Origin of the sequence: Saccharothrix sp. 6-C (assembly GCF_016695385.1) — a bacterium.
Lineage (GTDB): Bacteria > Actinomycetota > Actinomycetes > Mycobacteriales > Pseudonocardiaceae > Actinosynnema > Actinosynnema texasense.
In genome coordinates this window covers 4,069,930-4,091,758 of record NZ_CP064192.1, presented here as the reverse complement: position 1 = coordinate 4,091,758, position 21,829 = coordinate 4,069,930, and the positions used below count along the sequence as shown (strand labels likewise).

Here is a 21,829-nt window from a genome sequence, read left to right as displayed (position 1 = left end):
ATGGGGCACTTCGCCTTTGTCAGCGCGCCCGCCGCCGGGCACGTCAACCCCACCGTGCCGCTGGTGGAGGAGCTGGTCCGGCGCGGGCACCGGGTCAGCTACGCCACCGGGCCGGCCACCGCCGCCGGTCCGGCCGAGGCGGGCGCCACACCGGTCGTGCTGCCCTCCGAGCTGCCGCCGGACCTGGACGCGCGCGGCGAGTTCACCGCCGAGCAGCTGGCGGTCACCCTGAACTACTTCCTGGACGACGCCGAGGTGTCGTTCCCGGTGCTGGCCGCGCACTTCGAGGCCGACCGGCCGGACGCGGTGTGCTACGACTCGGTGACGTTCACCGGCCGGATGCTGGCCAACCTGCTGGGCGTGCCCGAGGTGGCGCTGGTGCCCACGTTCGCGGAGAACGAGCGGTTCTCCGCGACCCAGGTCTACCTGCCGCCGTCGTTCGACCACCAGCACCCCGAGCTGGTCGCGGCGATCGGGCGGATGGCGAAGTTCGCCTCCGGCTTCAGCTTCCTCGACGACCCGAACCTGATGTTCGGCCACGTCGCCCCGATGAGCGTGGTGTTCGTGCCGCGCTCGTTCCAGCTGTCGGCCGAGACGTTCGACGACCGGTTCCACTTCGTGGGGCCCTCGCTGGGCAGCCGGCAAGAAGCCGAGAGGTGGTCGCCGAGGACCGACTCGCCGGTGCTGCTGATCTCGCTGGGCACGGTGTTCAACTCGCGGCCCGAGTTCTACCGGGCGTGCGTCGAGGCGTTCGCCGACGAGCCGTGGGAGGTCGTCATGTCGATCGGCGACCTGGACCCCGCCGGCCTCGGGCCGCTGCCCGCGAACATCTCGGCCCACCCCCGCGTGCCGCAGGTGGCCGTGCTGCGGCACGCGTCGGTGTTCCTCAGCCACGCGGGCATGAACTCGATCATGGAGTCGCTGTACCACGGCGTGCCGTTCGTGACCGTGCCGCAGATCCCCGAGCAGCGGGCCATCGCGGCCCGGGCCGCGGAGCTGGGCCTGGGCGTCACGCTGGAGGACCAGACGCCCGCCGGGCTGCGCGCGGCGGTCTCGGCGGCCTCCGCCAACCGGGCGGCCGTGGCGGAGATGAGCCAGGTGGTCCGGTCCAGCGGCGGGGCGCCCGCCGCGGCGGACGCCTTGGAGAAGCTGCTGGACCGGTGACGGAAGCGCCGGTGGCCCCTCCCGGGACCACCGGCGCCACCCTCAGGCCTTGGGCGCGAGCGAGAAGAACCGCCGCTGCCACAACGACACCAGTTCGTCGCGCACCTCGTCGGTCAGGGCGCCCGCCAACGCGGCCACGGTGCTCTCCCCGTCCGCCGCCGCCAGCAGGTCGAACACCGCGGGCGACACCTTCGCCGACGGGCCGAACGAGTAGTCGAGGTACACCTCGCCGCTCACCTCGTCACCGGGCCGCCAGTCCTGCCGCAGCCGGGTCACCGGGCGCAGCGTCAGCACCAGGTCGTCCAGCGCCCGCGCCGCCGGCCCCCGCCGCCGGACCAGGAAGTCCTCGACCACGAGGACGTCGATCTCGGTGGTCAGGTAGGTGGTGAGGGCGTCGTGGACGGTTTGCACGATGGGTTCGGCGTTGTTGTTGAACGAGGTGTTGAGCAGCACGGGGGTGCCGGTGAGCTCGCCGAACCGGGTGATCAGGTGGTGGAAGCGCGCGTTGGCGCCGGGTGTGACGACCTGGACGCGGGCGGTGCCGTCGACGTGCGTGACGGCGCCCAGTTCGGCCCGCCGGTCTTCCTGGACGTGCACCACGAACGACATGAAGGCGTGGTCGGCCTCGGTGCCGGTGAGGTCGAAGTAGGTGGCCGCCGCTTCGGCCGTGACGGCGGGTGCGAACGGCCGGAAACCTTCCCGCTTCTTCACCATGGCGTTGATGCGGTCCCGGTTCTCCACCGGGCGCGCGTCGGCCAGGATGCTCCGGTTGCCCAGCGCGCGCGGCCCGAACTCCGACCGTCCGTGCGCCCAGCCGACCACCGCGCCGTCGGCGAGCAGCCGCGCCGTCGCGTCGACGACGTCCTCGGGCCGCTCGACGTCCACGATGCCGCGCCACTCCGACAACTGCCGCTCCACGTCGTCCGGTGTGCCGAGGTCGGGGCCGAGGCTCGCGCTGGTCAACCGTCCGACCCGGGTGTGCGGTGCGCCGAGGCGGGCGGCGGCGACGATCGCCGCGCCTTCCGCCGCGCCCGCGTCGTGCGAGGAGGGGTGCACGAACACCTCGTCGAACAGGCCCGACCGCAGGATGACCCCGTTGAGGCTGCTGTTGTGCGCGACACCGCCGGTGAAGCACAACCTGGTCGCGCCGGTCTGCCGCGCCCAGTGCGTCAGCACGTGCATGGCCAGGATTTCCAGCGTTTCCTGGAGCCCGGCCGCGAAGTCCCGGTGCTCCTGCGTCACCGGCTCGCCGGCGCGGCGCGCGACGAACCCCTTCTCGTAGAACGCGGCCACGGTCGGGTTGATGTCCGGCATCGGCGGGGTCATCGCGTAGTCGCCGTCGGGCAACAGGGTGTAGAGGCTGCGGAACTGCTCGCGGTAGGTCGCCGGGTCGCCGTACGGCGCGAGCCCCATGACCTTGTACTCGTCGCCGAAGCCGTAGCCGACGTGCCCGATCGCGTCCTGGTAGAGCTGGCCGAGCGAGTGCGCCACCGAGTAGGACCGCAGCTCGCGCATCTCACCCGAGCCGGCCAGGTAGATCGTGGTCGACGTGTGCTCGCCGCGGCCGTCCATGACGACCACCAGCGCGTCCGCCATGCCCGAGCGGGCGAACGACGACCACGCGTGCGCGAGGTGGTGCCGGGTGAACATGATCCGGTCGGCGGGCAGTTCCCAGCCGAAGTGCTCGCGCAGCCGGTCCTGGAGGAGGTCGACGCCCCAGCGGACCGGCTGGACCGGCGTGGCCACGTGGAAGTTGCCCAACCCGAGGTCGACCAGGTCGCGGCCGAAGTAGTAGCCGAGGGCGTCGACGTCACCCGGTCCGACGCCCGCCAGGTCCAGGCACGCGCGAATGGCGCCGGCCGGGAACTTGTTCGTCTTCTTGATCCGGTTGAACCGTTCCTCCTCGACCGCCGCGACGAGTTCGCCGTCGGCGACCAGGCACGCGGTGGCGTCGTGCATGTAGGTCCGGTACAGCCCCGGCAGCAGGTCGAAATGACCGCTGATGCCCAACGTCAGCATGCCGCTCCACTCCCACGGACGGTGATTATCATTCGTCACCGAACCACGGTCGTCCGAGTTGCCATACCGCTGATCGGCCGGTTCGCCGGGAATGACCGAACCGTCGGTGCGGTAATAATTCGCTGTCAATGGTGGTTGCCGAACTGTGAACGGGGTCACGTCGCTGATTCGAATATTCTTCCCGACTTAGCACTTGGTTGACGGCCGCATTGTCGTGTCGCATAGTGGCTTTCCGCCGGTCGTCGTCACCGGTTCGGGAAAGGGGAGTCCATGTCCGCCCACGAAATGGCGCGCACGGACGCCGTGCTGGATTTGATAATGGGTCACCAAAGGCTCCTGCTCGACCCGGGCGGCACTCACGGCGACTCGTGCGGGCACTGCCGCGCCGCCCAGCGCGACAAGATCGACGGCCACGTCCGCGCCGGTCGCGCCATCCCCATGCTGCTACCCGCCTTCCCGGCGAAGTCGCCCAACCCGGACAAGGTGCTCGGCCACCTGCCGGACCTGGCGGAGGAACTGTCCGTCGCGTTCCTCGAAGCCCTGTGCGTCCGCGTCGGCGAGGTCCACCCGCCCGGCGCGCACCTGATCATCTGCTCCGACGGCCGCGTGTTCAACGACCTCGTGCGGATACCGGACGAGCACGTCTCCGCCTACCAGCGGGGGATGTCCGACGTCCTGGGCCGCCTCGGCACGGCGCACATCAGCCTCTACAGCCTCGACGACGTCTTCCCCGGCGCCGAGCCGGTCGGGATGCGCCGCAAGCTGTGGGCCGACCACGCGCCCGACCTGGAGGCCCTGCGGGACGAGGTCCGCGGCGGCGGCCCGATGCTCGGCCTGTACCGCGGCATCACGCGCTTCCTGTACGAGGACGCGAAGATCCCCGGCTTCCGGGGCAGCAACGCGACGCTGCAACGGGAGAGCCGCCGGCGCGCCTACGAGGTGATCGGGCGCAGCCAGGCGTGGGGCAACCTGCTCGCGGCGATCCACCCGGACGCGGTCCGGCTGTCCATCCACCCCCAGCCGTGCGGCCACGAGAAGTTCGGCATCTTCCTCCAGGACGCCGGCGACGAAGACCGCTGGCTCACCCCGTGGCACGCCGTCGCGGTCGAGGACCGGGGCCGCTTCCGGCTGATGAAGCACCGGGCCGCGAAGGAAGCGGGCGGCCGGCTGGTGCTGCGCGACGGCCGCCCGTCGCACTACGTCCTGGCCGCCGACCACACCACCACCTCGTCGAAGGGCTGAACCGATGCCGTCCGCCACCACCGCTGCCGACACCGCCTGGGGCACCGAGCCCCTGACCCCGTTCGGCGCGCTCCTGACCGCCCCGTCGCCCGGCCTGCCGTTCACCGCGCCCCCGGTCGAGGACGTGCGGGCACTGGTGCGCGCGGAGCACCTGGTCGTGCTGCGCGGCTTCACCCCGCCCGCCGACGGCGCCGCGCTGGAGGCGTACGGCCGCTCGTGGGGCGAGGTCCTGGAGTGGTCCTTCGGCACGGTCTTCGACGTGCTGGCGCACGAAGAGCCCGAGGACCACGCGTTCGACACCGGGTTCATGCCGATGCACTGGGACGGCATGTACGCCAGGCACGTCCCGGAGTTCCAAATCTTCCACTGCCTCACCGCCCCGGACACCACGGAGGGCGGGCGCACCCTGTTCACCGACACGACCAAGGTCCTCGCCGACACCGACCCGGCGACCGTGCGGCGCTGGCGCTCGGTGGTGCTGCACTACCGCAACCCGAAGGTGAGCCACTACGGCGGCCTGGTGATCTCACCCCTGGTCGAGCCGCACCCGGTGACGGGCGCGCCGACCCTGCGGTTCCTCGAACCGGTGCCCGAGGGCGTCGAGATCCTCAACCCCCCGGACGTGACCGTGGCCGACCACAGCCCGGAGGAAGCGCGAGCGGTCGTCGCCGAGGTCCGCGGCGCGCTGTACGACCCGCGCCACCTGTACGCGCACTCGTGGGAGCCGGGCGACATCCTCATCACCGACAACTACACCCTGCTGCACACCCGTGAGCCGTACCGGCGGGGGTTGCCCAGGCACTTGCAGCGGGTGCACGTCCTGGGCACCCCGCCGCACCTCAGCCACTTGAACGCGTAGCCGCCGGCGGCACGACCGCCCAGGGGCACGCGCCGTTGAGGCTGTCCAGCACGGCGGTGTACGCGAGCTTCCCGGTACCGGTGGAGTCGAACAGCAGCGGCGTGCCCGAGGCTCGCCACGAGTCGCTGTCGCGGATGCCCCACACGGTGATGCCGGTGCACCGGCTCACCGCGAGGCAGGCCGTCACGGCGCGCCGGTAGCTGTCCGCCTGGGTGGCGCCGGACCCCTCGACGTCCAGCTCGCTCAGGTGCACGTCCACGCCGAGGGCGGCGAAGTCGCGCAGCGTGGTGGCGAAGTCGGCGGGCACCGGGTGGTTGGCGGTGAAGTGCGACTGGAGGCCGACGCAGTCGATCGGCACGCCACGCGCCCGGAAGTCGCGCACCATCCGGTACACGGCCTGGGTCTTGGCGTGCGCCCGGTTCTCGACGTTGTAGTCGTTGTAGCAGAGCTTCGCGGCGGGGTCGGCCGCCCGGGCCGCGTGGAACGCCGCCTCGATCCAGTCGTCGCCGGTGCGCTGGAAGTTGGAGTCGCGCCGGGCGCCGGACGTGCCGTCGGCGAACGCCTCGTTCACCACGTCCCACGCGTGGACCCGGCCCCGGTAGTAGGCGACGACCTGGGTGACGTGGTTGAGCATCGCCTGGCGCAACGCCGGGCCCCGCAGGCCCGCCAGCCAGGACGGCTGCCCCGAGTGCCAGAGCAGCGTGTGGCCGCGCACCCGCTTGCCCAGCCGCGCGGCGTGGTCCACGACCCGGTCGGCCGGGCCGAAGCTGAACCGGCCCTGCAGCGGCTCGGTCGCGTCGAGCTTCATCTCGTTCTCGGGCGTGACCACGGCGAACTCGCGGTCCAGGATGCCCGCGTAGGTCGGGTCGGACAGCTTGTGGCCCTGGACGGCCACCCCGAAGTGCCGGCCGCTGCGCTCGGCGGCCGAGGCGAGGGTCGTGGCGGGCGTGGCCGCGGTCGCGGCGACGGCCGGGCCGACCGGCAGCACGACCGCCGCGGCCAACGACGCGGCGATCAGCGAGGTTGACAGGAGTTTCGGCACTTCGACGGCCCCTTCCGGCGCGGTGGCGATCAACGATGGGTGCGACCCTCCGCGCCGGGCAATGGTTATCGAACATTTTCGAAACCCCTGCGGCCGAGGGGGAGCCGGCGACGCCACCATTCGGCCGGACCGCCGCGGTCCGCGCGGCGCAAGGCGTCGGCGAAGGGGACCGCGGCCGACCCGGTCAGGTGACCGCGATCATGGCCGGGGCACTCCTCCCGGCCCTGGGCTTCGCTCCCGCCCGCCCGGCGGGCCTCAGCGGGCGCCCCGGCGCAGCGCCAGCTCGGCCAGGACGGTGGCGCCGTCGAGCAGCAGCGCGTCGTCGAACCGGACGAGAGGGGAGTGGTTGTCGACGCCGTTGCCCGCGCCGAACGGGATGAACGCGCCGGGGACCTCCCGCAGGACGCGGGAGAAGTCCTCGCCGCCCGGCATCGGGTCGGCCAGCGGCCGGAAGCGGCCGTCGAACAGGTCGGTGACGGTGTCGGCGACGAACGCGGTCTCCTCCGGGTCGTTGACGGTCATCGGGTAGCCGTCGAGGTAGTCCACCTCGGCGCGCAGGCCGTGCGCCCGCGCGATCGACCGCGCCAGCGTGACCACCGCGTCCTTGATCCGGGCCTTGGCCGGCGCGGAGAACGTGCGCACGGTCGCCTCGAACCGCGCGGTGTCGGGGATGACGTTGCGCTTGCTCCCGGCGTGGAACGACCCCACGGTCACCACCACCGGGTCGAAGATGTCGGACTGGCGGGTGACCACGGCCTGCAACGCGGTGACGATCTCGCACGCCACCGGGATCGGGTCCCGCGCCCGGTGCGGCCGGGCGCCGTGCCCGCCGGCGCCGACGACGGTCACCTCCACCCCGTCGGAAGCCGCCATCGTGGTGCCCGGCCGGGCCGAGAACACCCCGTGCGGCACGCCCGCGCCGAACACGTGCAACGCGTAGGCGGCGTCCGCCCGCCGGCCCGCGGCGTCCAGCACGCCCTCGGCGATCATCGCCGCCGACCCGTCCCACCCCTCCTCGCCGGGCTGCCACATGAACACCACGTCGCCGGCCAGCTCGTCCCGGCGGGCGGCGAGCAGGTGGGCGGCGCCGACCAGCATCGAGGTGTGCAGGTCGTGGCCGCACGCGTGCATCACACCGTCCACCCGTGACGCGTAGTCGAGCCCGGTGCGCTCCTGGACGGGCAGCGCGTCCATGTCGGCGCGCAGCAGCACCACCGGTCCCGGGCGCGCGCCGCGCAGCACGCCGGTCACCGACGTCAGCGACCGGCCCGAGGCCAACTCCAGCGGGAGGCCGTCCAGCGCGGCCAGCACCTTCTCCTGCGTGCGCGGTAAGCGGAGGCCGACCTCGGGGTCCGCGTGCAGCCGTCGCCGCAACCGCACCAGGTGGTCCATCAGGGCCGCGTTCTCGCTCTTCGACATGGGTGGTCTCTCCTCGGGTCGGTGGCCGGGCACTTGCCGAGAATCGCGGCGGGTGCCACTCTCGGCGCTTGAATCGTCAAGATCGCTCACCGAGGTGGTCCGCTGTGCAGGATTCGTTCACGCCCGACGAGACCGACCTCCGGCTTGTCCACGCCCTGCAAGCCGCGCCGCGGGCGACGTGGCACGAGGTCGGGCGCTCGCTCGGCATCGACCCGGTCACCGCGGCACGGCGGTGGCAGGTGCTCGCCGACGCGGGTCTCGCGCGCGTCACCGCCTACCCCGAGGTGCGGATGTGGGCCAAGGACCACTGCAACGCGTTCATCGAGGTCGACATCGAGCCGACGTCCCGCGCGCACGCCGTCGAGGTGCTGTCCCGCATCCCGCAGGTCGTCTCGATCTCGATCATCAGCAGCGGGCGGGACCTGTTCCTGACCCTGCTGACGCCCGACCTCGCCACCCTGTCGCACGTGGTGCTGCACCGGCTGCACGGCCTGCCCGGGTTGCGGCGGACGCGCACGCACACCGTCACCACCGTCTACGGCGAGGGCAACCACTGGCGGCTCGGCGCGCTCGAACCCCGGCGGCGCGCGACGCCGGGCGGGTCGACCGGGAGCCGGGCCGTCTGGAAGCCCCACCACCGGGAGGTGCTGCGGGCGCTGGACGACGGGCGCAGGCCGGCGGCCGAGATCGCGGCCCGCACCGGCAGGAGCGGGTCGACCGTGCGCCGGTGGCTCAACGAGATGGTCCACGGCAGGCTGCTGTCGCTCAGGTGCGAGGTCGCGCAGCCCATCACGGGGTGGCCGATCGCCGCCACGTTCTGGGCCAGGGTGCCACCGGACGAGCTGGACCGGACCGCGACCGCGCTGACCGAGCTGCCGGAGGTCCGGCTGTGCGCGGCCGTCACCGGGGCGGACAACCTGGTGATGACGTTGTGGCTGCGGTCCCTCGGCGACGTCCAACGCCTGGAGGCCGAGCTCGCCAGGCGGCTGCCCGCGCTCACCCTCACCGACCGCGCCGTGACGTTGCGGGCCGTGAAGCGCATGGGGTGCCTGCTGGACGAGGCGGGACGGATCACCGACGTGGTGCCCGTCGACCCGTGGGCGACACCGTGACGTCGTGCCGCGGGACAGGCGTAGGTTCTCGCCCATGCGCGTACTGTTCGCCGGCCTCGCGTCCGTGGGGCACACCTATCCGCTGATCCCCCTGGCGATCGCCGCCCGGGAAGCCGGGCACGACGTGCACTTCGCCGCCGGCGAGGAGGTGCACCGGCCGTTGGCCGCGAACGGGCTGCGGCCGTTCCGCCCGGCGGACGCGTTCTACGAGGTGTACGCCGAGGACCTGGAGCCGGAACTGGCGCGCCTGCGGCCCGACCTGGTGGTGCACGGGTGGGGTGTGCCCGGCGCCGCGGTCGCCGCGCACCGGGCCGGCATCCCGGGTCTGTGGCACGGTTTCGGCCGCCTGTTCCCCGACGGCATCGGCCTGGAGCTGCCGACGAAGACCGTGCCCGGCCTGCCGCACCTCGACATCTGCCCGCCGTCCTTGCAGGACGAGGGCTTCCTGGCGAACGAGGACCGGATCGAACTGCGCCCGGTCGCGTACTCCGAACCCGCCGCGCTGCCGGCCTGGGACGGGCATCGCGGGTCGCGGCCGTTGGTCTACCTGACGCTCGGCACCGCGTTCGGCACCGCGGAGCTGTTGACCGCGGCCATCGAGGGCCTGGCCGCGCTGGACGCGCGCGTGGTCGTCGCGACCGGCCGGGTGCGCCCGGAGGAGCTCGGCGACCTGCCCGCCGACGTCACCGTCCACAAGTGGGTGTCGCAAGCAGACCTGCTGCCGCACGTGGACGTCGTCGTGCACCACGGGGGTAGCGGCACCACCCTCGGCGCGCTCACCGTCGGCGCGCCGCAGCTGATCCTGCCGCAGGGCGCCGACCAGTTCGCCAACGCCGACGCCGTCACCGCCTCGGGGGCGGGCGTGCGCCTGCTGCCGGACGAGGTGAGCGCGGAAGCCGTCGCCTCGGCCGTCCGGACCCTGTCACGGCCCGGCGGGCACTCCGACGCGGCCCGCGTGCTCGCCGAGGAGATCGCCCGGATGCCCGGCCCGGACGAGGTCGCCCGCCGACTGCCGGAGTACGCCGAACGCGGGTAGGTCACTTCGTCGCCAAGTCGACAACACCGCACCCGCACCCGCACGCTGCCGCACCCAGTCCCGTCTCGCCGTGCGCTGCCCCACGCCGCTGCCCCTCGCCGCACCCGGATGCGGCGTCCTGCTTCCGCCGCCCTTGCCGCCCGCCTCGCGCCTCGTCACCGCTCCTCTACCCGGCCGCCCGCCCGTCCCCGCCGACCCACCTGCTGCGGCCTTACCCGCCCCCGCCGGTCTTGCCGTGCCCTGCCGAGCCGCACTGCACCGCCACTCCGCTCCCTCACCCGGACCGGTGAACGGGGGGAGGCGTTCCCACCGAGTTCACGTCGCGGAAACCACCGGCGGCCCGGCGGCGACCTACAGTCTCGCCATCCTGAACGAGATCGATCCCTTCATCGGCACGGCCGCGACCTCCCTGCCCCGGGCGCAGGGTCTCGCGGCCACTTGGTGGTGGCCGAAAGCGCAGATCGGCAACACCCACCCGGGCGCGACGTCGCCGCTGGGCATGGTGTCCGCCTGCGCCTACTCCGGCGCCTACCCGACCGGCTACGGCAGGTACACGAAGAACACCGAGGGGCTGCCGGAGGAGATGTTCGACCGGTCGCTCGCCTCCGGGTTCACCCACTTCCAGCAGTCCGGCACCGGCGCGATCCGCAAGTACTACAACTACGTCCGCGTCACCCCGATGGTGCAGCAGCTGGACGCGCTCGGCCAGGCGTGGCCGCTGCACGACGAGGTCGCCGAAGCCGGGTACTACGCGGCCACGCTCGACACCGGCGTCCGGTGCGAGATCACCGTCGGCGAGAAGGTCGCGGTGCACCGGTACACGTTCCCGGAGCACCGCGCCGCGCGCATCGTGGTGGACCTCTCGTGCGGCGGCCTCGCCATCGACCACGGCCGCACGGTGCCGTTGCGCGCGTACGTGGAGAGCCTCGGCCACGGCCGCGCTCAAGGCACCGTCGTGGTGGAAGGCGTGCCGCTGTCGGTCCACATCGAGGTCGACTCGCCGGGCTGGCGGCAGATGCTGTGGCACGACCGCAGGCTGATCGAGGGCGGCACCCGGCTGGACTTCGACCGCATCCGGCAGACCACCCTGCGCCCCTTCGGGCTGCTGTTCCTCGGGCCGACCGGCGCCGGGCAGAGCGTCGAGGTGCGCATCGGCTTCTCCCTGCGCGGCTGCGACCAGGCCAGGGACAACCTGCACCGGGAGTGCGGCGGGCAACCGCCCGCGTTCGACGCCACCCGGGAGCGCACCAGCGAGCGCTGGCGCGACCACGTGGACCGGGTCGAGGTGGAGGGCGGGTCCCCGGCCAGGCGGCAGGTGTTCGCCACCGCCCTGTACCACTCGCTGGTCAAGCCGTGCTTCGCCGACGACGAGAGCCCGTTCTGGCCCACGTCCGGGCCGTTCGCGTTCGACGTCTGCACCATGTGGGACATCTACAAGACCCAGCTGCCGCTGCTCGCCGCGATCGTCCCGGACCGGGCGGTCGACCTGCTGGAGTCGCTCATCCGGGTGTGCGAGGAGGAGGGCAACTTCCCGATCGGCTACCGGATGGCCCGCGGCGCGGACCGGTTCTTCCGGCAGGCCAGCGCGCTGGTGCACACCGCGCTGGCGGACGCGCACGCGCTGGGCCTCGGCGACCTGGACTGGAACTGGGCGCTGGCGCACATGGAAGCCGACCTGCGCCGGCTGTACGGCGAGGACTTCTACGAGCACGGCGTCGTGCACCCGATCTCGCACACCCTCGACCTGGCCTACGCCTACCACTGCACCGCGGGTGTCGCGCGGGCCTTGAACGACGGCCGCCTCGCCGACGACCTCGCCGCCCGCAGCCTCCTGTGGACCAACGCGTTCGACCCGGCCACGGGGCTGCTGCGCGACTCGTCGTTCTACGAGGGCGGCAAGTGGAACTACTCCTTCCGGCTCATGCACGACATGGCCGGGCGGATCGCGATGGCGGGCGGCGACGACGCGTTCGTCGGCATGCTGGACGCCTTCTTCGGCTTCGGCGCGCCGCCGGTGGCGCAACCCGGCAGGCGGCCCGACCCGGCCGAGATGGCGGTCGGCTACGCGCTGAACCGGTTCGAGGGCCTCAACAACGAGCCGGACATGGAAGCGCCGTGGTCCTACCACTACGCGGGCCGGCCCGACCGCACGGCCGAGGTCGTGCACGCGGCGCTGACGTGGCAGTTCGGCACCGGTCCCGGCGGGCTGCCCGGCAACGACGACTCCGGCGGGCTCAGCTCCTGGTACGTGTGGGCCTCGCTCGGCCTGTTCCCGGTCGCCGGGCAGAACCTGTTCCTGGTCAACGCGCCCGCGTTCGCGCGCGCCACCGTCCACCTCGGCGACCGCGACTTCGTCGTGGAGACCAGGGGCCACCGGGAGACGCCGATCAGCTCCGACGGGCTGAAACGCGTGCCGCCGCCGCAGTACGTGCAGTCCGCCCGCCTCAACGGCGAGCCGCTGGACGTGGCGCACCTCAGCGCCGCCACCGTGCACGCGGGCGGGCGGCTGCAACTCGAACTCGGCCCGGAACCCGCGGCCTGGGGCCGTCGGGTCCGGCCGCCGTCACCGTCCGACCCGCCCGAGCCGGGAGCGCGCACATGAACAACCCCAACCGCCGCCTCGTCATCGTGGTCCGGGCCGACCCGGTGATCTGCGGCCACTCCGGCGAGGCCCGCAACCTCGCCGAGGTCGCCCTCACCCGCGGCTTCGACGACGTGAGGCTGCTGACCTGGCCGCTGCCGGCGCTCCAGGCGGCCGGGTTGCCGCTCAAGCCGCTCGACCGCATCACGCCGTACAGCGCGGGCATCACGGTCGAGCGGCCGGAGCCGGTCGGCGACTACCGCGTGCCCGACGGCCGGTACCTGGCCGGGCTCACCGGCCGCCTGGTCGAGCTGCTCGCCGAACCGGTGCCGACCACGTGCCTGTCGATGTACCTGATGCCGCACACGGCGGTCGTGGGCGAGGCCGTGGCGGCGGCGCGCGCGGCCGGGTTCTCGCCCGACGTCCGCACCATCGCCAAGGCGGTCGGCTCGGACGTCACCAACGTGATCCGCTCGTGCCTGCGCGAGGGCCGGTTCGGCGCGGCGGTGGCCCTGTTCACCACGTTCCTGGCCAACGACCAGGTGATCGCGGTGTCGGAGTACACGCGGCGGGAGATCGTCGCCGCCGCCGAGGCCGTCGACGCGCACTGCGGCACCCGCCTCGCCGAGGAGTGCCGCGCCCGGGTCGAGGTCAGCTACCCGCCGATCGACACGTCCGCGTACCTCGACCTCGACCCGGCGCGGGTGGACGCCGCCCTCGCGCGTCGCGGCCTCGACCGCGACGGCTACGTGCTGTTCCTGTCGCGGGTGGCGCGGGCCAAGGGCGTCCACGACCTGGTGGCGGCGTTCGCCCGGTCGAGGGCGCGGGACCGGGTGAAGCTGGTGATCGCCGGGAACGGCCCGGCGCTGGAGGAGGTCCGGGCGCTCACCCGGGACGACGACCGGGTGGTGCTGCTGTCCGACGTGGACGACGACGAGAAGCCTTCGCTGATGCGCGGGTGCGCCGCCTACGCGTTGCCGACGAAGGCGGAGCCGGACTTCGTGGAGACGTTCGGCATCGCGTTGACCGAGAAGATGCTCGCCGGCGGCGGGCCGGTGATCACCACGATCACCGGCGGCACCGGGGAGGCGGTCGGCGCCACGGCGATCGTCGTGCGGGCCGGTGACGTCGCGGACCTCGCCGCCGCGATCGACCGGGCGGTGCTGGACCTGTCGGCGCAGGAGCGGCGGTCCATGGAGGACCGGGCCAGGGCGCACGCCCTCTCGTTCGACCGGGCCCGGGTGTTCGACGACCTGTTCGCCACCGCGGCGCCCGTCGCGCAGTGACGCCGGGAAAACGTGGTGACGTGCGCTTTCCTCCGCGCCTCGACCGGTCGCGGGTGAGCCCGGCCCTGCCCGCGGGCAGGAGCGGACTGCACGGAAGGCAGCCGTGATCGCGTAACGCGTGGGAGGCGTCGAACCGCCGTCGTTAGTCTGATCATCTGCGACTACGGCGGGGGTGGCGGCATTCAAGGCGACGGTGTCGGTGTGGTGGCCGACGGGGACGGTTCGGGTGGCGCCGGGAGGTCGACGGCCCGCCGCATCCGGGAGGTGCTGTCCATCGGGCCGTTCCGGCGGCTCTGGGGCGTCACGTTCCTGTGCAGCGTGGGCGACTGGCTGTCGCTGCTGGCGTTGACCGGCCTGGTCACGAAACTGGCCCAGGGGTACGGGTGGGAGGGGTTCGCGCTCAGCGCGGTGGTGCTGACGCAGCTCCTGCCGGGCGTGCTGTTCGCGCCGCTGGGCGGCGTGCTGGCCGACCGGTTCGACCGGCGCAAGGTGATGGTCGCCTGCGACCTGGCCCGTGGCGGCCTGTTCCTGTCGATCGCGTTCGTCGGCACGGCGTGGTGGCTGTTCGTGGCGAACTTCCTGGTCGGCTGCTGCGCGATGCTGTGGATCCCGGCCAAGGACTCGGCCGTGCCGAACCTGCTGCGCCGACCCGACCAGGTCGACACGGCCAACCAGCTCGGCCTGGTGATGACCTACGGCATCGCCACCGTCAGCGGGTTCAGCCTGTACTCGCTGATCGCGGGCATCCCCGGCTACCTCGGCGTCCGCGACGGCGACCTGGAGTTCCGGATCGCGACCATCGCGGTCGTCGTCAACGGCCTGCTCTACCTGTCCTCCGCGGTGCTGATCGCGGTGCGGATCCCGGAGCTGTCCGGCCGGGCCGCCAAGCGGAGCGGGCAGGGCGGACCGGGTTTCCTGGTGATGATGCGCGACGGCCTGCGGTACGCGTGGGGGACACCGCTGCTGCGCGGCCTGGTGATCGGCATGACCGGCGCGTTCGCCGCGGCCGGCGGGGTGATCGGCAGCGCTCGGCTCTACGCGGCGAGCCTGGGCGGCGGGGAGAGCGCGTACGGCACGTTGTTCATCGCGGTCTTCGTCGGCCTGGCGGCGGGCATGGCGACCGCGCCGAAGCTGTCCCGCCGGCTGACCTACAACCGGCTGTTCGGCGTCACGATCGTGGGCGCGGGCGCGAGCCTGGTCGTCGTGTCGCTCGCCCCGCACCTGTGGTTCGCGCTGATCGCGGTGGCCGTGGTCGGGGCGTGCGCGGGCACCGCGTTCCTCACCGGGCTCACCATCATCGGCACCCGGGTCGAGGACGCCCTGCGCGGCCGGATGGTGGCGCTGGTCCAGTCGCTGATGAAGCTCGTCCTCGGCCTGTCGACCGTCCTCGGCCCGCTGCTGGTGACCGTGGTCGGCCCGACCGTCGTGACCGTCTTCCACCGCTCGTTCGACATCGACGCCACCCGGCCCGTGCTGCTCGGCGCGGGCGCGCTCGCGGCCGTCGCCGGGCTGGTGTCCTACCGGCAGATGGCCGACCGGCTGCTCCGGCCCGCTCCCGACTGCGGGTGACGGGCGGGCCGTCCTCAGCGCGGGTGCTCGACGCGGGCGAGCACCCGCCACTCGTCCTCGGTGAGCGGCGCGTCGGTCGTCGGCGGCCGGCCCGGCCCGCGCAGCGCGCCCAGGACCACGCGCGGTGACAGCATGAGCTTCCACAGCGGGCTGGACAGGGTGTAGGCGTCGAGCTGCGCCCTGGTGACGGTCGGCCGACCGGTGGACGCCAGCACGAGCCGGTCGAGGTAGCGCTCCCGCAGCCGCGTGAGCCGGCCGCGCGCGGGCCCGATCGTGGCGGGGTAGCGCAGGTCCTGGGAGACCGCCAAGGCCCACGCGTCGTCCGTCACGCGCGCGAACTCCCGTTGCAGCCGCTCGGCCGCCGCGCCCCGCGCCCCGTGGCGGGCGAGCCCGTCGCGCAGCGCCACCGCCTGCCGCGCCACCACCGTCATCCCGTGCCCGTAGACCGGGTTGAACGTGCACGCGGCGTCGCCGAGCACGACGAACCCGCTCGGCCAGGGGGAGAGGCGCTCGTAGCGGCGACGGCGGTTGACCGTGCCGTGGAACCCGAACGGCCGGGTGAGCGGTTCCGCCGCGTCGATGAAGTCGGCGATGGCGGGGTGCCGCAGGCCGCGCGCGAAGGCGCGGAACCCCTCCGGGCTGATCTCCGGCTCGCCACCGCGCCCGCCGCCGAGGCTGACGATCCACCGGCGGTCCTCGATCGGCACCAGCGCACCGCCCCGGCTGCACGGCGACGACCGCGGGTCGCCTTGGATGCTGATGCCCGGGAAGCCTTCCCCCGCGCCGGGGGGCACGCGGTACAGGCACGTCGCGTAGACCATGCCGGAGTCGACGCGTTCCTCGCGGACGGGCGGCAGGCCGAGGGCGGTGAGCCAGGAGTCGGTCCTGGCGCCCCGACCGGTCGCGTCCACCACGAAGTCGGCGTCGACCGCGCGTTCCACCCCGGTGGCGCGGTCGCGCAGGCGTGCGCCGGTGACCCGCGCGTGGTCGCCGAGCAGCCCGACCACGTCGGTGGCCTCCACCAGGTCGACCCGGCCGAGCACCCGTTGCCGCACCACGGCGTCGAGCAGGGCGCGGCTGCACCCGATCACGAACTGCGCCTCGTCCAGCCGGGGCAGCCATCCCGCCTGGGTGAACACGAGCAGCCGGTTCGGCAGCCCGAGGTGCTGCGCGCCGGCGTCGAGCAGGCTCGCGGTGAGGCCGGGCAGCAACTCGTCCAGCGCCCGGCTCCCGCCGGCCATCAGCACGTGGGCGTGCCGGGCGTGGGGCACGCCCTTGCGGTCGCCGTCGTCGGCGAAGCGGTCCCGGTCGAGGACCGTCACGCGGTCGACGTGCGCGGAGAGGGCGGAGGCGGCGAGCATCCCGGCCAGGCCGCCGCCGAGGACCAGGGCGTGTGCACCCGGCACGCGGGCCTCCTCTCCCGGCTCACCGCCGAGTCGTGGCGTCGGCCAGGGCGCCCGGACCGCCGTCCGCCGCCGTGTCCCGCGCACGGGCCACCGACGCGGCTTTGACCTGCGAGGCCTCCGTGACCGCCCAGACCTCATCCTCGGTCATCCGCGGCTCTTCGGCACGTCGTCCGAAGCACCACCGCGACCTCGTGCGGCGGGATGAGCGACCGGTGCGCCCAGCTGCGGGCCTTGGTGACGATGACGCCGGGCCATGACCTCGCGCAGCCGCGCACACCACCCGGGCGTTCCGGGTCAGCGGGTCTCGTCCTCGGCCGCCACCGGCGCGCCGTCCGGTTCGAGGGCACGCCTGATGGCGTCCTCGGCCGCGACGCCGGGGTGCAGCGCGCGCACGAGCGCGAGGAGGATCTTGTCGCGGACGCCGGGTGGCGGTGGTTGTTGCGCGGTGCGCAGGATGACGGTGTTGACCCCGAGCTCGTCCATGGCCAGCCGGGTCTCCAGCTGCTCGTCCACCCTGGCGGCCAGCTCGTCGTCGAAGAAGTAGGCGGGCGCGGCGCCGAACGCCTCCGCCAGCCCGAGGATGTGCTTGAGCCTCGGGTTGGCGCTGGTGCCGGCCAGCAGCTCGCGGAGGTAGTTCGCGGAGATCGAGCCGTGCGGGCCGGCGCTGATCCGGGCCGCGACCTCCTCCGGCGAGAAGGGCCCGCGGTCGGCCGGGTACACGGCGCCGAAGAGGTGTTTCACCGCGCCTCGCCGCCAGCCCGGCCGTTCGCCCTCGCGCAGTCCCGCGCGACCGCCGACGAAGCACGCGGGGTGCACGCCGAGCGCGGTGGCCAGGCCCTCGATCGTGCGGCACGTGGGGTTGTCCTTGTCGCCCCGGCGCAACTGCGAGATGTAGGTGTGGGTGATCTCGCCGCCGTCGAGGCGGATCCGCTCGGCCAGCTCCACGTTCGTGTACCGCGGCCGGTCGCCGGGTCGCAGGCACAGCTCGTCGAGGACGTGGGCGAATGGTCGCTGCCCGCCCGCGGTCATGGTCACCCCTCGTACGCACGACTGCTTCACGCCGCAAGCACTTCCACTGCGAGTGGCAGGCGTCAAGCTACTCCACCACAACAGTTGATTCCAGGCCGGCCACCCCAGTAGCCTGGCCGCGGCGGTTCCACTGCTGTTGGGAGCACGGAACACAGGCTTCCCACGAGTGGAATGGCAGGAGGGCCGGCTGCGCGGTGCGGCGAGATCCCGGTGACCACGCCGGTCGTCACCAGGCCCTGCGGTAGTGCCGCCGCCTCCGCCACGGCGGCACGCGCTGAGGGGTGCGCAGGGCCGGGGATCTCGTCGTCTGCTGCCCGCGCGAACCCGGCGCCACCGGTCACGGCGTGCCGTCACCCCGGAAAACCCGCCGATCACGTGTCGGGTCCGTCCTCCTCGGCTACCCCGGTGCCGAAGGGATCACGCCGAGAGCCGGAGGTGGGCGATGACCAGCCCCGACGTCCTGAGGAGCCCGGAGAGCGCGGTCGGCCGGGGTGCGGTGGTGGTCGGCTTCGACGGCTCCGGGCGGTCGCGGCAGGCCGCGCGGTGGGCGGCGCGCGAGGCGGCGAGCCGCGGGCTGCGCCTGCTCGTCGTCAACGTCATCCGCGGGCCGTTCCCCGAGGTGGTGGTCACGCCCGTGTCCATGCCGATGCCGCAGCTCGTCGGCGAGAAGGCGGTGCGCGCGTACACCAGGGACCACCTCGCCGAGCTCGCCGCGGAGTGCGCGGAGATCGCGCCGGGGCTCGAGGTGGACACCCGCGCGTTCGACGGGCACCCGGCCGCCGTGCTGGCCGAGACCGGGCGGGAAGCGGCGCTGCTGGTCGTGGGCTCCTCCGGCGCGACCGGGCTGGCCAGGGTGTTCGCCGGCTCGGTCACGGTGGACCTGGCGCACCACTTCACCGGGCCGCTCGTGGTGGTCCGCGACTCCGGCGAGGGGACCGACGACCGCACCGACGACGGGCGGGTGGTGGTCGGCGTGGACGGTTCGGAGCCCGGCGACCGGGCGATCGCCTTCGCGGTCGACCACGCGGCGCGCCACGGCGGCTCCCTGGTCGGCGTGCACGCCACCACCGGGCTGCCGGTGGACGCGTTGACGCCGGGCGGCGCCTGGGGCCAGGGCATGGGGCTCGAACTGGACGTCGAGCAGCTGGAAGGGGCCGCCGAGACGCTGATCGCCAGGTCGTTCGAGGCGCCGCTGGCCCGCCACCCGGAACTGCGGGTGGAACGGGTGGTGTCGCCGGCGCGGCCCGCCCAGGCACTGGTCGAGGCGGCCGAGGGCGCGGCGTTGCTCGTCGTGGGCAGCCACGGGCGCGGCGCGGTGCGGCGCGCGCTGCTCGGCTCGGTCAGCCACGCGATGCTGCACCACGCGCCCTGCCCGGTGGCCGTCGTCCGAGGTGACGGCTCCGAGCGCTGACGAACCGCGCCGGGCCGCGGGTGGTAGGAAGACCCGGTGAGCAACTTGGATGACGGTGCCGGGCTGCGGCTCGCGCAGGACGAGGTCGTGTCGCTGGCCAGCGAGCTGATCAGGATCGACACGACCAACACGGGAGACCCGGCCACGGTCGTCGGGGAGCGCGCGGCGGCCGAGTGGGTCGCGGAGAAGCTCGGCGAGGTCGGCTACGAGACCACCTACGTGGAGTCGGGCGCCAAGGGGCGCGGCAACGTGGTCGCGCGCCTGGCCGGCGCCGACCCGTCACGGGGCGCGCTGCTGGTGCACGGTCACCTGGACGTGGTGCCCGCCGACGCCTCCGAGTGGTCGGTGCACCCGTTCTCCGGCGCGGTCCAGGACGGGTACGTGTGGGGCCGCGGCGCGGTCGACATGAAGGACATGGTCGCGATGACGCTCGCCGTCGCGCGGCGGTTCAAGCGGGACGGCGTCGTGCCGCCGCGCGACCTCGTGTTCGCCTTCCTGGCCGACGAGGAAGCCGGCGGCCAGTTCGGCGCCAAGTGGCTGGTGGACAACCGCCCGGAGCTGTTCGAGGGCGTCACCGAGGCGATCAGCGAGGTCGGCGGCTTCTCCATCACCCTCAAGGACGACGTCCGGGCCTACCTGGTGGAGACCGCCGAGAAGGGCATCCGGTGGCTCAAGCTGCGCGTGCGCGGCACCGCGGGCCACGGTTCGATGATCCACCACGACAACGCGGTGGCGAAGCTGGCGGCGGCGGTCACCAAGCTGGGACAGCACCGGTTCCCGGTGATCCTCACGCCGTCCGTGCGCGAGTTCCTGGCCGGGGTGTCGGAGATCACCGGGCTGGAGTTCCCCGAGGACGACCTCGAAGGCTCGATCGGCAAGCTGGGCGCGTTGTCGCGGATGATCGGGGCGACGCTGCGCGACACGGCCAACCCCACCATGCTGTCCGCCGGGTACAAGGCGAACGTGATCCCGTCGGTCGCGGAGGCCACCGTGGACTGCCGCATCCTGCCGGGCCGCGAGGAGGCGTTCGACCGCGAGCTGGCCGAGCTGCTCGGCCCGGACGTGGAGCGCGAGTGGCTCGGGCTGCCGCCGGTGGAGACCACGTTCGACGGCGCGCTGGTCGACGCGATGACGGCCTCGATCACCGCCGAGGACCCGGGCGCGAAGGTGCTGCCGTACATGCTGTCGGGCGGCACGGACGCCAAGTCGTTCCAGGAGCTGGGCATCCGCAACTTCGGCTTCGCCCCGCTGAAGCTGCCCGCCGACCTGGACTTCTCCGGCCTGTTCCACGGCGTGGACGAGCGCGTGCCGGTCGACGCCCTGCAGTTCGGCGTCCGCGTCCTGGACCGCTTCCTGCGCAACTCCTGAGCCGGCGGGGTGCCGTCCACACCGGACGGCACCCCGCGCGGATCAGCCCGCGTACCAGCGGACGGCGCGGCTCCGGCCGCCTTCGTCGGTGAAGCCGACGATCACGCCCGCCCGGTTGACGGCCCACGCGCTGCCGGCGTAGGTGTTCGCGGGCAGCCCCAGGGCGAGGGCCTCGCCGCCCGAGCTCCAGCGCGTCGGCTGGTACCGGCCCGTGCTGTCCTGCGCGTCGCCGACCACGGTGCCGTTCTCGTTGATGCCCCGCGCGATGCTGTGGTGCGGGGTGGCGGCGCCGAGGTCGATGACCCTGCCCTCACGGGACCAGCGCACCGCGTGCTGGTAGCCGTTCGCGGTGTACGCGTAGCCGGCCGCCTGCCCGTACCGGTTGACCGCGATCGCCCTGGTGTTGCCGCCGCCGGGCAGCGAGGCCAGCAGGGTGAAGGTGCCGTCCTGGTCCCACCGCACGGCCTTCTCGACCTGCTCGGTGACGAACACGCTGCCGGCCGCGATGCCGTTGGCCGCGACCCCGCCCAACAGGCTCTTGCGGGTCCCGTTGGGGAGCGCGAACTGCGTCAGCGCACCGGAGGCGTCCCACTTCACCGCGCGGCGGCCGGCCGTCGACCGGTCCCAACCCTCGCCGACCACCACGCCGGCCTCGTCGACGCCCAGGCCGAAGCTGTCGCTGTAACCGGGGACCAGGCCCAGGTCGGTAATGCCGCCGCCCGGGCCGAACCGCACCGCGCGGCTGGTCCCGCCGGCCACCTCCGAGTGGCCCGCGATCACCCCGGAGCCGTTGATCCCGGTCGCGATGCTGTACTGGCCGCCGGGCAGCGCGCCCAGGTCGGTCGCCCCGCCGGCCGCGGTCCACCGGGTCGCGCGTCCCCACCCGTCGCGGATCGAGCGGCCCACGATGACGCCGGCGTTGTTCACCCCCGTGGCGATGGCCTCGTAGGAGCCGGGCAGCGCGGGCAGCTCGGTCATCGTGCCGGCGGCCTGCGCGGAACCGGTCAGGACCGCGGTCGCCGCTGCGGTCGCCGTCAGCACGGCGCCGAGTCTTCGGTTCAGGTGCACGGGTTCTTCCCCCTCTGTCGGTGCGTGCGCTCGGGTTCGAGCCCGGCAAGGGTAAGCGGCGGTCGCGCCGTCACGGGCGGAGTTTCGCCGCGCCCGGCGACCGGTCGCCGCACCGGGGCGCCCGACGCGGCGGAGGACCGGTCCGCCGCAGGGGATTGACGACGGGCAGCGGGTGTTGCATGGTCTGAACCAGCAGACTGTGAGAGCGCTCTCTCACT

The 21,829-nt window shown here is 73.4% G+C and carries 17 protein-coding genes; 10 read left to right on the top strand and 7 right to left on the bottom strand.

Annotated elements, in window-relative coordinates; all coding sequences use genetic code 11:
- Window positions 1–1,164 carry a macrolide family glycosyltransferase gene (locus IOD16_RS17505; protein ID WP_201440911.1) on the top strand — a complete coding sequence of 388 codons (1,164 nt, stop codon included), beginning with the start codon at window positions 1–3 and terminating at the stop codon, window positions 1,162–1,164.
- 42 nt (window positions 1,165–1,206) lie between these two features.
- On the opposite strand, the gene IOD16_RS17500 is transcribed toward IOD16_RS17505, so the two are convergent.
- On the bottom strand, window positions 1,207–3,183 hold the full coding sequence (locus IOD16_RS17500; RefSeq protein WP_201440910.1) for a carbamoyltransferase family protein: 1,977 nt from the start codon (window positions 3,181–3,183) through the stop codon (window positions 1,207–1,209).
- 270 nt (window positions 3,184–3,453) lie between these two features.
- Between IOD16_RS17500 and IOD16_RS17495 the strand changes: the two genes are divergently transcribed.
- Window positions 3,454–4,425: an L-tyrosine/L-tryptophan isonitrile synthase family protein gene (locus IOD16_RS17495; protein ID WP_201440909.1), complete on the top strand. Its 972-nt coding sequence runs from the start codon at window positions 3,454–3,456 to the stop codon at window positions 4,423–4,425.
- Window positions 4,426–4,429: 4 nt separating this feature from the next.
- A complete protein-coding gene (locus tag IOD16_RS17490) occupies window positions 4,430–5,284 on the top strand; it encodes a TauD/TfdA dioxygenase family protein (protein ID WP_201440908.1) in 855 nt (284 codons plus the stop codon).
- Here IOD16_RS17490 and IOD16_RS17485 read toward each other — a convergent pair.
- Together IOD16_RS17485 and IOD16_RS17480 are read right to left on the bottom strand one after the other, a co-directional pair.
- Complete coding sequence (locus IOD16_RS17485) at window positions 5,265–6,326, bottom strand: endo-1,4-beta-xylanase (protein ID WP_236595057.1); 1,062 nt, start codon at window positions 6,324–6,326, stop codon at window positions 5,265–5,267. The two genes, IOD16_RS17490 and IOD16_RS17485, sit on opposite strands and share 20 nt — an antisense overlap.
- A 255-nt stretch (window positions 6,327–6,581) precedes the next feature.
- Window positions 6,582–7,745 (bottom strand): M20 metallopeptidase family protein, encoded by a 1,164-nt coding sequence (locus IOD16_RS17480; RefSeq protein ID WP_201440906.1) that lies wholly within the window; start codon window positions 7,743–7,745, stop codon window positions 6,582–6,584.
- A gap of 104 nt (window positions 7,746–7,849) precedes the next feature.
- Between IOD16_RS17480 and IOD16_RS17475 the strand changes: the two genes are divergently transcribed.
- From IOD16_RS17475 to IOD16_RS17455, 5 genes are all read left to right on the top strand, one after another.
- Window positions 7,850–8,857: an Lrp/AsnC family transcriptional regulator gene (locus tag IOD16_RS17475; protein WP_201440905.1), complete on the top strand. Its 1,008-nt coding sequence runs from the start codon at window positions 7,850–7,852 to the stop codon at window positions 8,855–8,857.
- 34 nt (window positions 8,858–8,891) lie between these two features.
- A complete protein-coding gene (locus tag IOD16_RS17470; RefSeq protein ID WP_201440904.1) occupies window positions 8,892–9,893 on the top strand; it encodes a glycosyltransferase in 1,002 nt (333 codons plus the stop codon).
- Between the two features lie 286 nt (window positions 9,894–10,179).
- The gene (locus tag IOD16_RS17465) at window positions 10,180–12,495 is read left to right on the top strand and encodes a glycoside hydrolase domain-containing protein (protein ID WP_201440903.1); all 2,316 of its coding nucleotides are present in this window, start codon (window positions 10,180–10,182) and stop codon (window positions 12,493–12,495) included.
- On the top strand, window positions 12,492–13,760 hold the full coding sequence (locus tag IOD16_RS17460) for a glycosyltransferase (RefSeq protein WP_201440902.1): 1,269 nt from the start codon (window positions 12,492–12,494) through the stop codon (window positions 13,758–13,760). Before IOD16_RS17465 ends, IOD16_RS17460 begins: the two co-directional genes overlap by 4 nt.
- Window positions 13,761–13,964: 204 nt before the next feature.
- On the top strand, window positions 13,965–15,329 hold the full coding sequence (locus IOD16_RS17455) for an MFS transporter (protein ID WP_328809475.1): 1,365 nt from the start codon (window positions 13,965–13,967) through the stop codon (window positions 15,327–15,329).
- Between the two features lie 14 nt (window positions 15,330–15,343).
- On the opposite strand, the gene IOD16_RS17450 is transcribed toward IOD16_RS17455, so the two are convergent.
- From IOD16_RS17450 to IOD16_RS17445, 3 genes are all read right to left on the bottom strand, one after another.
- Entirely contained in the window at window positions 15,344–16,735 is a 1,392-nt protein-coding gene (locus IOD16_RS17450; RefSeq protein ID WP_201440901.1) for an FAD-dependent oxidoreductase, read from the bottom strand.
- Between the two features lie 19 nt (window positions 16,736–16,754).
- Window positions 16,755–16,883, bottom strand: a complete 129-nt coding sequence (locus tag IOD16_RS41010) for a hypothetical protein (RefSeq protein WP_268957722.1) — start codon at window positions 16,881–16,883, stop codon at window positions 16,755–16,757.
- A 146-nt stretch (window positions 16,884–17,029) separates the two neighbouring features.
- Window positions 17,030–17,764, bottom strand: a complete 735-nt coding sequence (locus IOD16_RS17445; RefSeq protein WP_201440900.1) for a hypothetical protein — start codon at window positions 17,762–17,764, stop codon at window positions 17,030–17,032.
- Window positions 17,765–18,206: 442 nt separating this feature from the next.
- Here IOD16_RS17445 and IOD16_RS17440 point away from each other — a divergent pair, with 442 nt between their 5' ends.
- Window positions 18,207–19,175: a universal stress protein gene (locus IOD16_RS17440; RefSeq protein ID WP_201440899.1), complete on the top strand. Its 969-nt coding sequence runs from the start codon at window positions 18,207–18,209 to the stop codon at window positions 19,173–19,175.
- Between the two features lie 45 nt (window positions 19,176–19,220).
- The gene (locus IOD16_RS17435) at window positions 19,221–20,543 is read left to right on the top strand and encodes a M20/M25/M40 family metallo-hydrolase (protein ID WP_123747746.1); all 1,323 of its coding nucleotides are present in this window, start codon (window positions 19,221–19,223) and stop codon (window positions 20,541–20,543) included.
- A gap of 42 nt (window positions 20,544–20,585) precedes the next feature.
- On the opposite strand, the gene IOD16_RS17430 is transcribed toward IOD16_RS17435, so the two are convergent.
- Window positions 20,586–21,611 (bottom strand): hypothetical protein, encoded by a 1,026-nt coding sequence (locus tag IOD16_RS17430; RefSeq protein ID WP_201440898.1) that lies wholly within the window; start codon window positions 21,609–21,611, stop codon window positions 20,586–20,588.
- Window positions 21,612–21,829: the final 218 nt, after the last annotated feature.

What these genes read in the sequence shown, in the direction of transcription:
- IOD16_RS17490 (WP_201440908.1), top strand. Translation starts at nt 4,430, where the DNA reads ATGCCGTCCGCCACCACCGCTGCCGACACCGCCTGGGGCACCGAGCCC.
- IOD16_RS17500 (WP_201440910.1), bottom strand. Translation starts at nt 3,183, where the DNA reads ATGCTGACGTTGGGCATCAGCGGTCATTTCGACCTGCTGCCGGGGCTG.
- IOD16_RS17495 (WP_201440909.1), top strand. Translation starts at nt 3,454, where the DNA reads ATGTCCGCCCACGAAATGGCGCGCACGGACGCCGTGCTGGATTTGATA.
- IOD16_RS17505 (WP_201440911.1), top strand. Translation starts at nt 1, where the DNA reads ATGGGGCACTTCGCCTTTGTCAGCGCGCCCGCCGCCGGGCACGTCAAC.
- IOD16_RS41010 (WP_268957722.1), bottom strand. Translation starts at nt 16,883, where the DNA reads ATGACCGAGGATGAGGTCTGGGCGGTCACGGAGGCCTCGCAGGTCAAA.
- IOD16_RS17445 (WP_201440900.1), bottom strand. Translation starts at nt 17,764, where the DNA reads ATGACCGCGGGCGGGCAGCGACCATTCGCCCACGTCCTCGACGAGCTG.
- IOD16_RS17470 (WP_201440904.1), top strand. Translation starts at nt 8,892, where the DNA reads ATGCGCGTACTGTTCGCCGGCCTCGCGTCCGTGGGGCACACCTATCCG.
- IOD16_RS17480 (WP_201440906.1), bottom strand. Translation starts at nt 7,745, where the DNA reads ATGTCGAAGAGCGAGAACGCGGCCCTGATGGACCACCTGGTGCGGTTG.
- IOD16_RS17460 (WP_201440902.1), top strand. Translation starts at nt 12,492, where the DNA reads ATGAACAACCCCAACCGCCGCCTCGTCATCGTGGTCCGGGCCGACCCG.
- IOD16_RS17440 (WP_201440899.1), top strand. Translation starts at nt 18,207, where the DNA reads ATGACCAGCCCCGACGTCCTGAGGAGCCCGGAGAGCGCGGTCGGCCGG.